This window comes from Pseudomonas sp. LAIL14HWK12:I10, from assembly GCF_900184205.1.
Taxonomy (GTDB): domain Bacteria; phylum Pseudomonadota; class Gammaproteobacteria; order Pseudomonadales; family Pseudomonadaceae; genus Aquipseudomonas; species Aquipseudomonas kermanshahensis.
On record NZ_FXWU01000017.1, the window covers coordinates 1 to 14,973 of the forward strand.

Below are 14,973 nucleotides of genomic sequence, written 5' to 3' on the forward strand. Positions count from 1 at the left end.
GCACAAGGCTGCTCCTTGTATCTCGACTTTCTCTTCCAAAGAAGCGAAAGTTCTCGACTGATCATCGAGGGAAGGTCATGAAGCGGAGCTGCTCCGAGGGCATCGAGCCCGTATTGTAGATAGCGCTCTGGCCTTCCAACCCCACTCGACAAGTCCGAACGGTATCTAGTGCCCGCCCCCGGCGTGAGCAAGCATTAACAAGGTTGCACAGAGTGAAGGGTGATCGACTTTCGTAGTTTGAAGGAGAGGATCATGTCCATTTTTGTTGGCGTTGATGTCGCCAAAAGATCTTTCGACATTGCCACTACGCTGCCTAACGGGAAGAAGCGTACCAAGGCAAAACTGCCCAATGACTCCGGCGGGTTCGCGCAGTTCAGCGACTGGCTTGAACGCCATGCGGAGCCGGGAACCTGGATTGTCATGGAAGCCACAGGCACCTATCACGAAGCCCTGGCCGAGCACTGCCACACTCAAGGCTATCGGGTGTGCATTCTGAACCCGGCTGTGATCGCAAAATTCGCTGATGTAGAGCTTCGCCGCGTCAAAACCGACAAGGCTGACGCCAAAGTCATTGCTGCCTATAGTCAACAGAACGCCGCCTCGCTTCGCCAGTGGGAGCCTGAGCCCCCAGCACAGCGCCGCTTGCGCGCTCTGGTGCGACGCCTGGACGACCTCAAGGAAATGCGCCAGATGGAGCAGAATCGCTTGGATGCCGCACGGGACGCGGTACAGCAATCGATTCGAGACATAATCGGGCACATCACCGAAGAGCTGGAAAAGACCAAGAAGGCCATTGAACAGACGATCGATGATGATCCAGATCTGCGTAACCGACGTGACCTGATTACTTCGATTGACGGTTTGGGCGAGACCACTGCTGCGTTGCTGCTGGCCGAACTCGGCGATCCACTGAAATACCAAAGCCCTTCTGCGATTGTCGCGTTTTCAGGCCTGAATCCCGTGGTGCAACAGTCGGGAGAGTTCACAGGTCAGAGCAGCATTTCGCGTACAGGCAGCTCACGGCTGCGTGCGGGCTTGTGGATGTCAGGCGCTGTCTCGATCAAGCACAACCCAGTCGTAAAGGCGCTGGCAGAGCGGTTGAGCAGCCGGCATAAGGCGTATAAGCAGATCGTATGCGCGGCAATGCGCAAGCTGCTGCATCTGGTTTACGGGGTAGTGAAGTCGGGCAAACCGTTTGACCCCCAAATTGCTCTTGCGAGGTGAGGGTCAAGACGGTATCTACAAACCCTACGCGCGGGCGGCGCTCGATTTCACAACCACCCTTCAACCCATTGCCTTAACACGACCTGAAATACGACAGGCCCACCCGAGAGATTGTCTTTCCCCCGGCCACCCGCCACACTCCGCCTGGCCAGCCAGGAAGCGGAGTCCAGAGTGCCCACCCCACGCCAGTTCAGCAAGAAGACCAGCACCAGCAACATGCTGAGGCTAAAGTCCACCACCGGAAATGCCCAAGCGCCCTATCGGGTCGACTTCGTATTGCTCGAACACTTCTCCATGGCCAGCTTCACCGTGGCCATGGATGTGCTGGTCACGGCCAACCTGCTGCGCGCCGACAGCTTCCAATTCACCCCACTGTCGCTGGACGGCGACCGGGTGCTGAGCGACCTGGGGCTGGAGCTGGTCGCCAGCGAACTGTCCGCCGAAGCGCTCAAGGAACTCGACCTGCTGATCATCTGCGGTGGCCTGCGCACCCCGCTCAAGTACCCTGAGCTCGACCGCATGCTGGACGACTGCGCCGCCCATGGCATGGCCCTGGGCGGCCTGTGGAACGGCGCCTGGTTCCTGGGCCGCGCAGGCGTGCTGGACGACTACGGTTGCAGCATCCACCCCGAGCAACGCGCCAGCCTCTCTGAACGCAGCCCGCAAACCCGCATCACCCCGGCCAGCTTCACCCTCGACCGCGACCGCCTCAGCGCCGCCAGCCCCAATGGCGCGATGGAGCTGATGCTCGGCCTGGTCCGCAGGCTGTACGGCGATGGCCTGGCCGAAGGCGTCGAAGAAATATTGTCGTTCTCCGGTGCGCGCTATCGCCAGGTCGGGCCCGGGGCGAAAAAGTCCATGAGCCTGCACATGCGCACCATTGTCGAGCTGATGGAAAACAACCTCGAAGAAACCCTCAGCCTTGATCAACTGGCCGCCTACAGCGGGCGCTCACGCCGGCAGATCGACCGCCTGTTCCAGGCCCAACTTGGCACCTCGCCGCGGCGCTACTACATGGAATTGCGCATCACCAAAAGCCGCCGGCTGCTGCAGTATTCCGACCTGTCGGTGATGGAAGTGGCAGTGGCCTGCGGATTCGTGTCGGTGTCGCACTTCAGCAAGTGCTATGCGGCGTACTTCGGCTACCCGCCGTCACGCGAGCAACGGCTGGGCGAGTGACCCCGCTCAGGCGCGGATATAGCGGATGACTGCGTCACAGATCATGTTCTTGTGGCGCTGCTTGATCTCGTCGTCGGCGAGGTCTATCTGGAAGATCTCGCCGAAGGTGTGGCGGTTCGACACCCGGTAGAAGCAGAACGAACTCATCAGCATGTGCAGGTCGATGACCTCGATTCCGGAACGGAACACGCCTTCCTGCTCGCCCCGACGCAGGGTGCTGCCGAGCGCTTCGAGCACCAGGCTGCTCATCTCGCGGATGACCGGCGACTGCTTGACGTACTCGCCATAGTGAATGTTTTCGGTGCAGATGATGCGCACGAAATCGACATTGCGGTCGTGGTGATCGAAGGTGAACTCCACCAGGCGACGGATCGCCTGCTCGGCCGGCAGCGACTCCAGGTCCAGGCTTTGTTCGGTCTTGCGGATATCACCGTAGAGCTTGACCAGGCACTCGACGTACAACTGCTCCTTGCTGCCGAAGTAGTAGTAGATCATGCGTTTGGAGGTGGCGGTGCGCTCGGCGATGGCATCGACGCGCGCGCCGGCCAGGCCCTGCTGGACGAACTCGTTGATGGCGGCCTGAAGGATGTCCTCGCGCGTTTTCTCGGGGTTGTTCTTGCGCGACTTGCGCACCCCTTCGATCTCAGGCTGGCCGAGGCTGACTACGGAATCACTCATACCCACTCACAGGCTGTTTATTGGAATGAGGGGATTATCCGTGAGCGCGGCCATGCAGGGAAGCACGCTGTTGGTCGGGTAGCCATCAAAGGGCATTACAGGCAAACCACTGGCGGCGCTTGTAGTCACGCCCCTCAACCCGCTAGCCTGCGTTTCTCTGCCCCGGACGGACCCTGCCCCATGCAACCGCGTGACCTTGCCGCTTACCTGTTTCTGGCCATTGCCTGGGGCTTTTCCTTTCTGGTGGTGCTCAAGACGGTGCACGCCTTTGGCTGGGTCGGCGCGGTCAGCCTGCGCTCGCTGATTGCCGGCAGTACTTTGGCCATTCTGGGCGCGGTGTGCGGCCGTGCCTTGCGCCTGCGACCGTTGCTGAAACCGCTGCTGGTGATCGGCGCCACTACCGTGGCCGGGCAGTTGATCGGGATGTCTTACGCCACGCCACGGATCGGCACCGCCATGGCGGCGATCTTCGTGGCCACCATCCCGCTGTTTTCGATGATCATCGGCCGTGTCTGGGGGCTGGAGAAGATCACCCTGCAAGGCCTCATCGGCCTGCTGCTGGGCTTTGTCGGCATCGCCATGCTGGTGGGCTTTCCGGCCCAACCGGTCAACGACGTCTTCATCCACGGCTGTATCGCGTCGCTGTTCGGTGCCTTGAGCGCGGCGTTCGGCAGCAACTACGCCAGCCTGCACGTTCGTGGCCAGGACCCATGGACGGTGACCGGCGGCGCATTCCTGGCCGGCGGCCTGATGACCTTGCCGCTGTTGCTGGTGGTGCCCGTGCCTAGCGTGCCCCAGGCCAGCGACTGGCTTTACCTGCTGATCAGCGGCGGGGTCATGAGCGCTACCACGTATGTGCTGTTTTTCGGCCTGGTCGCCCGTATCGGTGCCACCCGCGCCATCAGCGTAGAGTTCGTGGTCACCCTGGTGGCGGTGCTGGTGGGGGCGTTGTTCCTCGATGAAACCTTGAGCCTGCTGCAGGTCGCCGGCGGCGGGGTGATCCTGCTCGGCTGCATGCTGGTGCTGGGCTTGCTGCCCGGGCGCAAGCAACGCCTGCCGAGCTGAACGATTGGTCAGTCACGCTGCGCGGTGCTGCGCTCCACCGGTGGGGTCAGGTGCAGCACGCGGTTGCGCCCGCCCTCAGCCAGCAGGTAGCCGCCCTTGCCATCGGCGACGATTGACTGCGGCGCCTTGAGGAACGACAGCACGGTCTGGCGCGAGCCATCAGCGTCGATACGCAGCAGGCGGGCGCGGTGCGTGTTGTCTTCGCTGATCCACAAACCGCGCTGGTCGCAGAACAGGAAGGTTGGGTTACGCAGGCCATCGACCACCACCGGGTCCTGGCCGTCTTCGGACAACGCGCGGACCTTGCCGTTGGCTTTCTCGGTATACAGCAGGCGGCCATCGCTGCAGCGGGTCAGGCCTTCGGTTTCGGTAAGCCCGGAACGCAGCACGTCAAGCTGGCCAGTGCGCCAGTCATAGCGCATCAAGCGGCCATTGCCCTTGCGGTCCTCGATGGCATAGAGGAAATCGCCATCATTCCACAACCCTTGCACGCTCTCGCCGTCGAACAGCCGGGTCACCTGGCCATCGCGCGACAGGCTGACCGGCGCGAAGCCCCCTTCCTGGCTGAACACCCAGCCGCCGTCGACGGCGACCATGCCATCAGGTTTGGACAGGTTGTCGATCACCACGACCCGGTCGCCCTGGGCGGTGATCTTGAGGATGCTGCCTTTGCCGTCGTCCAGTTCGCGGCTGACCAGCAGGCTGCCGTCGGCTTGCGGCAGCAACGAGGCTGCTTTGGCCACGTCGCGGTGCAACACCTCGACGTCCCAGCCGCTGGCAGCCTGGACCGGATAGAAACTCTGCCAGGCAAAGAAGCCAAGCGTGGCCGCGAGCAGGCTGGCAGTAGCGGTCAGGGCGATGCGGGTGCTGCGCTTGCGCAGGGTGTGCGGCATGAAAAAAGCTCCTCAAACGTGATCGGGATCCTAACAAAGCGATGTGAAAAAAAAGTGATGGCACAGTGCCCTTCTGTGCAATCGCACGCCGCTAAACTACAAAAAGGATATAAAAATAACTAAACATTCTAACCAAATGGAATTAAAAAATTGAAAGCCAAACGCCACCTCCTTAGTCTGGGCGCACGGATTACCATCCCATTCCAGGAGCCCCCTCATGCCCACCCGTGCCTTTTCCCCCTTGCGCCGCCTGTTGATCGGCGGCCTATTGGCCAGTGTCGCCAGCGCCTTGCTGCCCTGGTCCAACGCCCTCGCCGAAGACGCCAAAACCTTGCGGATCGGCTATCAGAAATTCAACAGCATCAATATTCTCAAGGGCAGTGGTGCCCTGGAGAAGGCCCTCGCCCCGCAAGGGGTGACCGTCAGCTGGCACGAGTTCGCCGCGGGCCCGCAACTGCTCGAAGCGCTGAGCACCGGCGCCATCGACCTCGGTCACGCCGCCGACGCCCCCTCGGTCTTTGCCCAGGCCGCCGGCAAACCAGTGGTTTACCTGGCCGCCGAGCAACCCTACCCGCGCGGTATCGGCCTGGTGGTGCGCGAACAGGACCACCTCACAGGCGTGCAGGACCTTAAAGGCAAGCGGGTAGCCACCGGCCGTGGCTGGAACGCGCAATACCTGTTGGCCGTCGCACTGGAGCAAGCTGGCCTGAGCTACCAGGACATCACCCCCGCCTACGTCAATAACGCGGCTGATGCCGTGGCCGCCCTGCAATCGGGCAGCGTCCAGGCCGTGACCCTGTGGGACCCGTTCCTCGCCGCGGCAGAAAGCCAGCCGGGCCTGAAGAACCTGCGTGACGGCAGTGGCTTGTCCAATAACCGCACCTTCTACCTGTCCACCGCGGCATTCGCCGACCAGCACCGCGCCCTGCTGAAGACCTTCTTCGCCGAGCTGGGCAAGGTCAGCCAATGGGCCAACGCCAAGCCCGCCGACGTCGCCGCGCTGCTGGCGCCGCAGTTGGGGATCAAGGCTGATGTGCTGGAAGTGGCCAGCGAGCGCCGTAACTACAACGCCGTCGCCATCACCCCGCAGATCGTCGCCGAACAGCAAAAGCTGGCCGACACCTTCCAGGGCCTGGGCCTGATCCCGCGTAAGTTGCAGGTAGCCGATGCGGTCTACCCGGCTTCCGTGCTGCCGTGACCGGAGACTGACCGCCATGCCCCGCCCGATCCGCTTCAACGCGTTCAGCATGAACGCCGCCAGCCACCAGTCCCCCGGCCTGTGGCGCCACCCGCGTAACACCAGTGTGGCTTTCAACCGCCTGGGCTACTGGACCGACCTGGCCCGCCTGCTGGAGCGCGGCCTGTTCGACGCGCTGTTCATTGCCGACGTACTGGGCATCTACGACGTCTACCAGGGCGGCCCTGAAGCGGCCTTGCGCGGGGGTGTGCAGGTGCCGGTCAACGACCCGCTGCTGCTGGTCCCGGCCATGGCCGGCGTAACCGAGCACCTGGGCTTTGGTGTGACTTTTTCACTGACCTACGAACACCCCTACCCCTTTGCCCGGCGCATGTCCACGCTCGACCACCTGAGCAATGGCCGCGTCGGCTGGAACATCGTCACCGGTTACCTGGACAGCGCCGCGCGTAATTTGGGCCTGGCCCGCCAACTGGGCCACGACCAGCGTTACGACCTGGCCGAGGAATACCTGCAGGTGCTGTACAAACTGTGGGAAAAAAGCTGGGACGACGACGCGGTGGTGCTGGAGCGTGACAGCGGCCGGTATATCGACCCTTCCCGGGTCCACCCGATCGGCCACGTCGGCCAGCACTTCCAGGTGCCCGGCACGCACCTGTGCCAGCCCTCGCCGCAACGCACGCCGGTGTTGTTCCAGGCTGGCGCCTCGGCACGCGGCCAGCAGTTTGCTGCGCAGCATGCCGAGTGCGTGTTCATCAGCGGGCCGACGACTACGGTACTGCGCCGCTATGCCGATGGCATTCGCCAGGCCAGCGAAGTGGCCGGGCGTGGCCGCGACGAGGTGTTGATCTACGCCCAGGCACTGTTGATCGTCGCCCCCACGCGTGAAGAGGCCGAAGCCCGCTTTGCCGAGTACCGGGGCTATGTCGACCTGGACGCCGCGTTGGCCCTGCTGTCGGGCTGGACCGGCATCGACTTCGCCGGCATCGACCCCGACGCACCGATCGAGTATGTCGAGAACGATGCCGGCCGCGCCGCCCTGGCCGCCTTCACCGCCGCCGACCCCAACCGCCGCTGGACCGTGCGCGAGGCGGCCGAATTCGTCGGCCTGGGGGGCCGTGGTCCGGTCCTGGTCGGCGCTGCCACTGACATCGCCGACCAGTTGGAAACGTGGCTGGACGAGACCGGCATCGACGGTTTCAACCTCACGTACGCGGTGCAACCGGATGACCTGGCCAACGTCGTCGAGCTGCTGGTGCCCGAGCTGCAACGCCGCGGCCGCTACCCCTTGCACTACCAGGACGGCACCCTGCGCCACAAGCTGTTCGGCCAGGGCGACCGCTTGCCGGAGCAGCATGCAGGGCGCCAGGTTAGCATTCAGCAAGCAAATACCGGGTATTCCAACATTTAATTTGTAGATGGCACGCGCTCGACCCTATTCTGTCGGCACATCCCCTGCGCCGCACCGGCCGGTGCGGTTCACGGCACGGGGAGAGAACAACAAGTCGAGATCGTCCATGTCGAATCATTCCTACTTCGCCCCCCACGGTGGGCACCCAGCTCAAACCGAGCTGCTGACTGACCGTGCCATGTTCACCGAAGCCTATGCCGTCATCCCCAAGGGCGTGATGCGTGACATCGTCACCAGCCACCTGCCGTTCTGGGACAAGATGCGCATGTGGGTCATCGCCCGCCCATTGACCGGCTTTGCCGAGACCTTCTCGCAATACATCGTCGAAGTGGCCCCGGAAGGCGGCAGCGAGCGCCCAGAGTTGGACGTAAACGCCGAAGCCGTGGTGTTCGTGGTCGAGGGTGAGCTCGACATCACCCTGGAAGGCAAGCACCACACCCTGAAGCAAGGCGGCTACGCCTTCATCGCCCCAGGCGCCGAATGGAGCCTGCGCAACCACAGCAAGGCCAACGTCACCTTCCACTGGCTGCGCAAGCACTACCAGAAGGTTGAAGGCCTGGACCTGCCAGAGTCCTTCGTCACCCACCGTGACAACGCCACCGTCATCGAGATGCCAGGCACCGAAGGCCGCTGGAAAACCACCCGCTTCGTCGACATGGCCGACATGCGCCACGACATGCACGTCAATATCGTGACCTTCCAGCCAGGCGGCGTGATTCCGTTCGCTGAAACCCACGTCATGGAACATGGCCTGTACGTGCTGGAAGGCAAGGCGGTATACCGCCTGAACCAGGACTGGGTCGAAGTCGAAGCCGGTGACTTCATGTGGCTGCGCGCCTTCTGCCCGCAAGCCTGCTACGCCGGTGGCCCAGGCAACTTCAGCTACCTGCTGTACAAGGACGTCAACCGCCACGTGCACCTGACGCTCAACCCACAGCGCTAAGCGTTTAGTTAAGCCCAGCCTGTTGGACCGAAGCCCGCCTCCCTGGCGGGCTTTCTGTTTGCCGCTCATACTGAACAATCCTGCCCTGCGCGGTGCTCACCATGAACCGCTACCGCCTGCTTGCCGCCTTGTTGCTGGCGCTGTCCAGTACCGTTCAGGCGACCGACGACTGGAACCTGGCCTACGACAGAGAAGGCATCCGTGTCTACCTCAGCGGCGACGGCGATTCCCCCTACCAGCAGTTTCGCGGTGTCAGCACCATGAAGGCCAGCGTACGCACGTTGACAGACCTGCAGGAAAACCTGCGCGTGGCCTGCAAATGGCTGTATGCCTGCGCCGAGATGCGCTTGCTGGAGGTCGACGGCGACAGTACCTGGGTCTACCTGACCACCAACCTGCCGTGGCCGACCCTGCCGCGCGACATCGTGGTCAAGGTGACCACTGAACAGCGCGACGACGGCACCCTGCTGCGCCACCTGAGCGCCGACCCTGGCAAGATCCCCGAAGTGGAGGGGCTGATCCGCGTGCAGCGCCTTAGTGGCCAGTGGGTGATGAAACCGCTGGGTGACAAGCAGACCGAAGTCACGTACCAGCTCAAGGCAGACCCGGCCGGGGATGTGCCGGGGTGGCTGGCCAACCGCTTTGTGGTGGATGCACCGGTGGTGACGTTGCGCACGCTGCGGGCGGTGGCCGAGCGCCAGCACTGAAGGCATGCTGGCGACTACCGCCCTGGCGGTTTTTCTGCCACTGTCTGGGCGCGACGCGGACCAGCGCGTCGCGCCTTGCCAGGACGTCGCATGAAAACACAAGAATACGGCAACAAGCACAAAGGCTACCGGCGCATCATCCCGTCGATGACGGCACTGCTCGAATTCGAAGCCGTGGCCCGGCACAACAGCTTCACCCTGGCCGCGCAGGAGTTGGGCGTGACCCAGGCAGCGGTGAGCAAACAGGTCAAGCAGCTCGAAGAAACCCTCGGCAGCCAGCTGTTCCAGCGCCTGCACCGGGGCGTGCGCCTGACCAGCGAGGGCCAGGCCCTGTATGCAGTCATTTCCGATTCGCTGCAAAAGATCGCCGCGGTCTTCGACCGCCTCAGCGAGGGTGGCAACGAGCAAGAACTGGTGCTGAGCTGCACCGCGACGTTTTCCCAGCTGCGGGTCATGCCGCGCCTGGGCACCTTGCGCACCGCCCTGCCCCACGTGCGCCTGCGCCTGGCCACACAGATGTTCATGGGCGACCTGCGCAATCACGATGTCGATCTGCTGGTGCGCTATGGCAACGGGCGCTGGGAGGACGGCACCGCCGTGCAGCTGTTCGAGGAAGAAATATTTCCGGTGTGTTCACCCGACTGGCTCACCCGCAACAGCCTGCCGGAGTCACTAGAAGGGTTGTACGGCGCCGACTTGCTCGATGCCGATGCCACGACCGAGGGCTGGATGACCTGGCCTACCTGGTTCCGCGAAGCGGGTGGGCACCCGCCCAAACTACGCTACAGCCTGCGTTGCCACTTGTACGCCGACACCGTCCAGGCAGCGCTGCATGGGCATGGTGTGGCGCTGGGGTGGGGCCGAATGGTCGATCACCTGTTGGCGTCCGGTGAGCTGGTGCGCCTGACCGACCTGGTGGTCAAACCCCGCGAGGCCTACTACTTGGTAGTGCCCCATGGCCGCAGCACTACCCCGACCACTCTGGGCTTGGTGGACTGGCTGCGCGACAGCTGAAAGCGACAGTGGCCGTGGGCGATACCCCAGGGCCAACTGCACTGCGCTTCAGGAAGCCGTAGCCGCTACTTGCCGAGCGCACACCTTAACCCGGCGCCGGTAGGCGAGCAGCAAGCCGATGTACCACAGCGGCATCACATACAGCGCGGTGCGTGTGTCAGGCTCGAGCGCCAACAGGCACAACACGAAGATCAGGAACAGCTGTGCCGATGCCGCCGTCACTTTGCCACCTGGCAGCTTGAACCTGGACTGCTCATGCGCCTTGGGGTTTTGCCGACGGTAGGCAAAGTAGGACATCAGGATCAGCGACCAGGTGACGATGATCATAACCGCCGAAATGGTCGACACCAACGTGAAGACCGTCATGACCTCCGGGATCACGAACAACAGCGTCAACGCAATCGCCATGCACACCCCCGAAAACACCAGCGCCCTGACCGGCGTACCCGACCCGGACAGCCGCCCGAACGCGGTCGGCGCCTGTTGCTGGTGGGACAGGCCGTAAAGCATCCGCGACCCCGAATACACACCGCTGTTGGCCGACGAGGCGGCAGACGTCAGCACCACGAAATTGATGATGCCGGCCGCAGCCGGCAGGCCGCCCAGCAGGAACAGTTCGACGAACGGGCTGCGGTTTGCCGGCACATTCGCCCACGAGACCACGCGATGATGCACACCAGCGAGCAGATGTAGAACAGCAGGATGCGCACGGGAATGGTGTTGATCGCTTTGGGCAGGGTCTTTTCCGGGTCCTTGGCCTCTGCGGCCGCGGTACCGATCAGTTCGGTGCCCACGAACGAGAAAATCGCGATCTGGAAGCCGGCGAGGAAGCCGAGAATGCCATGGGGCATGACCACGCCGGGTGCCACCAGATGGCTGAAGGACGCCGTAACCCCGGCTGGCGACGTGTAGGACGTGGCCACCATCACCAGCCCCGTGACCACCAGCAGCACGATCGCGACAATCTTGATCAGCCCGAACCAGAACTCGACCTCGCCAAACGCCTTTACCGCCAGCATGTTGAGGCCCAGCAGCAGGAGCATCGTGGCAAATGCCGGTAGCCAGGTGGGCACATCGGGGTACCAGTACTGGAAAAAGCCTGCCACCACGACCACATCACCCACCGCCGCGACCACCCAACTGAGCCAGTAGGACCAACTGAGGATGAAACCGGCGCGCGGCCCCAGGTAGTTGTGTACCAGGTCTGCGAACGACTCCATGTGCAGGTTAGCCAGCAGCATCTCGCCCATCGCACGCATGATGCAGAACACGAAAAAGCCGATGATGGCGTACACCAGAATGATCGAAGTGCCGGAAAGCGCGATGATCTTGCCCGAGCCCATGAACAGCCCGGTGCCGATCGCACCACTGATCGAAATGAGCTGAATGTGCCTGTTTTCCAGCCGTCGCTTCAGCGTACGGCCAGGCTGCCCAGTCGCGTCTTGCGAGTTGCACGTTTGCTGCATAGTTGACCTCTTATTCTTTTTCTGTGAAACCACATGCCCTTCACTGCGCACTTTAATTGGTACGCACGTGCACACGTGTTGTAATAACAAGCGCAGCAGGCATGGGTATTAACGCAGACGGAAATACACGCCCCGATGAAACTTCTCATCAGGCTTAATTAATTATGAAAGCCCATCACACTTGCACGCCGATTAATCTGGTCATGCCCGGCAAGACGTTTAAACGTGAAACACAGGGTGCTGACGCTGTTTCATTTTGCCAGCCGTTGTAGTCAATCGGAACGCTACAGACTGCACACACGAAATGGGATTTGTTGCACTGTGAAAGGCCGGGGTGACAGTTTGCGCCAGGCGCCTGCCCATTCCGGCTATCGCGGTGCTCACATCTTGAAGGTGGAGAGCAAAATGCTGGTCTCGGTGTTCTCGATGTGTTGTATCGAGCGAATGGTGTTCAACGCCCGGTCGAAGGCCTCGAGGGTGTCCGCCCGCAGCTCGGCCATCAGGTCCCAGCGGCCATTGGTGGTGTGGATGGCCACCACGTTGGGGTGCCCGCGCAGCGCGTGCTTGACCTCCGCAGCATGGTGGCCGCTGATGCCGATGCTGGTAATTGCCCGTACGCCTTGCTCCAGGGCATCTGACCTGAGGCGAATCGTGTAGCCCATGATCACCCCTTGTTCCTCAAGCTTGGTGATGCGGTTCTGCACCGTTGCCCTGGCAACCTTGAGTTTCTTGGCAAGGGTGAGGATCGGCGTGCGTGCATTATCACGCAACAGCGCGATCAGTTCCCGGTCTACAGTGTCCATGGTGCCTGCCCATTAATCAGATTGTTATTCTGGGGTCGCAGATTGTCTAGAAAGATGACGAAACTGGCAACCTGCTCTCTTCAATTTGACGCAACCTTTCATCAAACTCTTCGTGCTGGCAACCCCTCAACAATCTTAAGCGTTCACCCTGCAGGCCTTGAGGTGAGAGCGCGCGCATAAAAGGTGCAAGAGCATGACGTATTTCATTGATGTTCCAACCATGTCCGATTTGGTCCATGACATTGGCGTAGCGCCCTTCATTGGTGAACTGGCCGCGGCCCTGCGCGAAGACTTTAAACGTTGGCAGGACTTTGATAAGTCCGCCCGTGTTGCCAGCCATTCGGAAGTGGGTGTGATCGAATTGATGCCGGTCGCCGACACGCATCGCTATGCGTTCAAATACGTCAACGGGCACCCTGCCAATACAGCAAAAGACCTTCATACCGTCATGGCCTTTGGCGTGTTGGCCGACGTCGCGACCGGTTACCCGGTGCTGTTGTCTGAACTGACCATCGCCACCGCCCTGCGCACTGCCGCCACATCGTTGATGGCCGCCCAGGCGCTGGCCCGGCCGAACGCGAAAAAAATGGCGCTGATCGGCAACGGCGCGCAAAGCGAATTCCAGGCACTGGCCTTCCACAAACACCTGGGTATCGAAGAAATCGTCGCCTTCGACACCGACCCGCTGGCCACCGCCAAGCTGATCGCCAACCTCAAGGAGTACAGCGGCCTTACCATTCGCAAGGCCCGCTCTGTTGCCGAGGCGGTCAAAAGCGTCGACATCATCACCACGGTGACCGCCGACAAGGCCTACGCGACCATCATCACCCCCGACATGCTCGAACCCGGCATGCACTTGAACGCAGTGGGCGGCGACTGCCCAGGCAAGACCGAACTGCATGCCGATGTATTGCGCAGCGCACGCGTGTTCGTCGAGTACGAACCGCAGACCCGTATCGAAGGTGACATCCAGCAATTGCCTGGCGACTTCCCAGTGGTCGACCTCTGGCGTGTACTTCGGGGTGAAACCGAAGGCCGCCAAAGCGACAGCCAGGTAACCGTATTCGACTCGGTGGGCTTCGCGCTCGAAGACTATACCGTACTACGGTATGTACTACAGGAAGCCGAAAAACGCGGCCTGGGCTCAAAAATCGACCTAGTACCCTGGGTGGACGAAGACCCGAAAGACCTGTTCAGCCACACCCGCGGCCGCGCTGCCAAAAGCCGCATCCGACGCGTTGCATAACCCTACGGTCAGCTCTTAATTTCGGTATTCCAGATGGCATTTCCAACGCGTTCGATTCAAGCACCTGCGGCAGTGGTCATGGTCAGGCCGCACGCCTTCACCCCCAACCCGGAAACAGCGGCAGACAACTCGTTCCAGAGCACCCACCCTGACGTCGCCGCGCAGGCCGTGGCCGATGTGGCGCGCGACGAAGTCACCCAGGCCGCGGGGCGGCTTGAAGCCGAGGGCGTGCGCGTGCACCTGTTCGACGACTTTGGCGAGCAGAACACGCCGGACTCGGTGTTCCCGAACAACTGGTTTTCCACCCACCCGGGCGGCCACATCGCGATCTACTCGATGTACTCGCGCAATCGCCGCCGCGAACGGCGGGCGGATGTCATCGAAATGCTCAAGCATGAGTACCGGGTGCAGGATGTGATCGACTATTCCGGGCTGGAACAGGACGAGCTGTTTCTCGAAGGTACTGGGGCGATGGTGTTCGACCATTTGTCCAGGGTCGCCTATACCGCCCGCTCCAACCGCGCCGACCCGATCGCCCTCGAGCGTTTCAGCACGCACTTCAACTTCGAGCCCATGGTGTTCGACACGGCCGACGAACAAGGCACGCCGATTTACCACACCAACGTCCTGATGTGCGTGGCGACTGAGTTTGCACTGGTGGGGTTTGACACGTTCACCAACCCGAGCCGTGCACAGGAGGTGCGCATGCGCCTGATCGAGTCAGGCCGTGATGTGATCGACCTGAGCAACCAGCAGATCAGCCAGTTTGCCGGCAACGCCATCGAGCTTTCTGGGCGTGATGGTCGAATCCTTGCGCTTTCGCGCAAAGCGTTCGACAGCCTTACGGGTGAGCAGCGTCAGCGCATCGAGCGTTCGGCGCGGCTGGTACCTTTGGATGTGCCGACCATCGAGATGGCCGGGGGCTCGGTGCGCTGCATGATCGCCGGGATTCACCTGTCACCGAGAAGCTCACGCCCGCTTTCGATCAATTGATTCAACGTGTCGTGAAGGAGATCAACTGACCCTGTGGGAGCCGGCTTGCCGGCGATGCAAGCGCCGCAGTGTATGGCACCGGCTTTGCCGGTGATCGCCGGCGAGCCAGCTCCCACAAGACCCTGCTAAATCAATACGTTATGAGTTCCAAACGGT

13 protein-coding genes and 1 pseudogene are annotated in these 14,973 nt (G+C 62.0%); 10 read left to right on the forward strand and 4 right to left on the reverse strand.

Annotation, left to right across the window (positions count from 1 at the left end; all coding sequences use genetic code 11):
- Window positions 1–252 precede the first annotated feature (252 nt).
- Window positions 253–1,224, forward strand: coding sequence for an IS110 family RNA-guided transposase (locus tag QOS90_RS25320; RefSeq protein WP_097151372.1), 972 nt, complete (start codon window positions 253–255; stop codon window positions 1,222–1,224).
- A 171-nt stretch (window positions 1,225–1,395) separates the two neighbouring features.
- Window positions 1,396–2,403 (forward strand): GlxA family transcriptional regulator, encoded by a 1,008-nt coding sequence (locus tag QOS90_RS25325; protein ID WP_027593523.1) that lies wholly within the window; start codon window positions 1,396–1,398, stop codon window positions 2,401–2,403.
- 6 nt (window positions 2,404–2,409) lie between these two features.
- Here QOS90_RS25325 and QOS90_RS25330 read toward each other — a convergent pair whose 3' ends face one another.
- On the reverse strand, window positions 2,410–3,081 hold the full coding sequence (locus tag QOS90_RS25330; RefSeq protein ID WP_027593524.1) for a TetR/AcrR family transcriptional regulator: 672 nt from the start codon (window positions 3,079–3,081) through the stop codon (window positions 2,410–2,412).
- 180 nt (window positions 3,082–3,261) lie between these two features.
- On the opposite strand from QOS90_RS25330, the gene QOS90_RS25335 reads away from it, so the two are divergent.
- A complete protein-coding gene (locus QOS90_RS25335) occupies window positions 3,262–4,146 on the forward strand; it encodes a DMT family transporter (protein WP_027593525.1) in 885 nt (294 codons plus the stop codon).
- A gap of 8 nt (window positions 4,147–4,154) precedes the next feature.
- On the opposite strand, the gene QOS90_RS25340 is transcribed toward QOS90_RS25335, so the two are convergent.
- Window positions 4,155–5,039, reverse strand: a complete 885-nt coding sequence (locus tag QOS90_RS25340) for an NHL repeat-containing protein (protein ID WP_085274252.1) — start codon at window positions 5,037–5,039, stop codon at window positions 4,155–4,157.
- 217 nt (window positions 5,040–5,256) lie between these two features.
- On the opposite strand from QOS90_RS25340, the gene QOS90_RS25345 reads away from it, so the two are divergent.
- From QOS90_RS25345 to QOS90_RS25365, 5 genes are all read left to right on the forward strand, one after another.
- Window positions 5,257–6,237 carry an aliphatic sulfonate ABC transporter substrate-binding protein gene (locus tag QOS90_RS25345; protein WP_027593527.1) on the forward strand — a complete coding sequence of 327 codons (981 nt, stop codon included), beginning with the start codon at window positions 5,257–5,259 and terminating at the stop codon, window positions 6,235–6,237.
- A gap of 16 nt (window positions 6,238–6,253) precedes the next feature.
- Window positions 6,254–7,645: an LLM class flavin-dependent oxidoreductase gene (locus QOS90_RS25350; protein WP_027593528.1), complete on the forward strand. Its 1,392-nt coding sequence runs from the start codon at window positions 6,254–6,256 to the stop codon at window positions 7,643–7,645.
- A gap of 106 nt (window positions 7,646–7,751) precedes the next feature.
- Entirely contained in the window at window positions 7,752–8,588 is an 837-nt protein-coding gene (locus QOS90_RS25355) for a bifunctional allantoicase/(S)-ureidoglycine aminohydrolase (protein ID WP_027593529.1), read from the forward strand.
- Between the two features lie 101 nt (window positions 8,589–8,689).
- Window positions 8,690–9,295, forward strand: coding sequence for an START domain-containing protein (locus tag QOS90_RS25360; RefSeq protein WP_027593530.1), 606 nt, complete (start codon window positions 8,690–8,692; stop codon window positions 9,293–9,295).
- A gap of 90 nt (window positions 9,296–9,385) precedes the next feature.
- Window positions 9,386–10,309, forward strand: coding sequence for a LysR substrate-binding domain-containing protein (locus QOS90_RS25365; RefSeq protein ID WP_085274253.1), 924 nt, complete (start codon window positions 9,386–9,388; stop codon window positions 10,307–10,309).
- A gap of 48 nt (window positions 10,310–10,357) precedes the next feature.
- On the opposite strand, the pseudogene QOS90_RS25370 reads toward QOS90_RS25365, so the two are convergent.
- Window positions 10,358–11,775: pseudogene (locus QOS90_RS25370) on the reverse strand (amino acid permease).
- A 380-nt stretch (window positions 11,776–12,155) separates the two neighbouring features.
- Window positions 12,156–12,578 (reverse strand): Lrp/AsnC family transcriptional regulator, encoded by a 423-nt coding sequence (locus QOS90_RS25375; RefSeq protein ID WP_027593533.1) that lies wholly within the window; start codon window positions 12,576–12,578, stop codon window positions 12,156–12,158.
- A 193-nt stretch (window positions 12,579–12,771) separates the two neighbouring features.
- On the opposite strand from QOS90_RS25375, the gene ocd reads away from it, so the two are divergent.
- Both ocd and ctlX read left to right on the forward strand, forming a co-directional pair.
- On the forward strand, window positions 12,772–13,824 hold the full coding sequence (gene ocd / locus QOS90_RS25380) for an ornithine cyclodeaminase (protein ID WP_027593534.1): 1,053 nt from the start codon (window positions 12,772–12,774) through the stop codon (window positions 13,822–13,824).
- Between the two features lie 33 nt (window positions 13,825–13,857).
- On the forward strand, window positions 13,858–14,817 hold the full coding sequence (gene ctlX, locus QOS90_RS25385) for a citrulline utilization hydrolase CtlX (RefSeq protein WP_177323884.1): 960 nt from the start codon (window positions 13,858–13,860) through the stop codon (window positions 14,815–14,817).
- Window positions 14,818–14,973: the final 156 nt, after the last annotated feature.

Coding starts and splice junctions, on each gene's coding strand:
- QOS90_RS25345 (WP_027593527.1), top strand. CDS start 5,257: ATGCCCACCCGTGCCTTTTCCCCCTTGCGCCGCCTGTTGATCGGCGGC.
- ocd (WP_027593534.1), top strand. CDS start 12,772: ATGACGTATTTCATTGATGTTCCAACCATGTCCGATTTGGTCCATGAC.
- QOS90_RS25340 (WP_085274252.1), bottom strand. CDS start 5,039: ATGCCGCACACCCTGCGCAAGCGCAGCACCCGCATCGCCCTGACCGCT.
- QOS90_RS25320 (WP_097151372.1), top strand. CDS start 253: ATGTCCATTTTTGTTGGCGTTGATGTCGCCAAAAGATCTTTCGACATT.
- ctlX (WP_177323884.1), top strand. CDS start 13,858: ATGGCATTTCCAACGCGTTCGATTCAAGCACCTGCGGCAGTGGTCATG.
- QOS90_RS25330 (WP_027593524.1), bottom strand. CDS start 3,081: ATGAGTGATTCCGTAGTCAGCCTCGGCCAGCCTGAGATCGAAGGGGTG.
- QOS90_RS25360 (WP_027593530.1), top strand. CDS start 8,690: ATGAACCGCTACCGCCTGCTTGCCGCCTTGTTGCTGGCGCTGTCCAGT.
- QOS90_RS25365 (WP_085274253.1), top strand. CDS start 9,386: ATGAAAACACAAGAATACGGCAACAAGCACAAAGGCTACCGGCGCATC.
- QOS90_RS25375 (WP_027593533.1), bottom strand. CDS start 12,578: ATGGACACTGTAGACCGGGAACTGATCGCGCTGTTGCGTGATAATGCA.
- QOS90_RS25355 (WP_027593529.1), top strand. CDS start 7,752: ATGTCGAATCATTCCTACTTCGCCCCCCACGGTGGGCACCCAGCTCAA.
- QOS90_RS25335 (WP_027593525.1), top strand. CDS start 3,262: ATGCAACCGCGTGACCTTGCCGCTTACCTGTTTCTGGCCATTGCCTGG.
- QOS90_RS25350 (WP_027593528.1), top strand. CDS start 6,254: ATGCCCCGCCCGATCCGCTTCAACGCGTTCAGCATGAACGCCGCCAGC.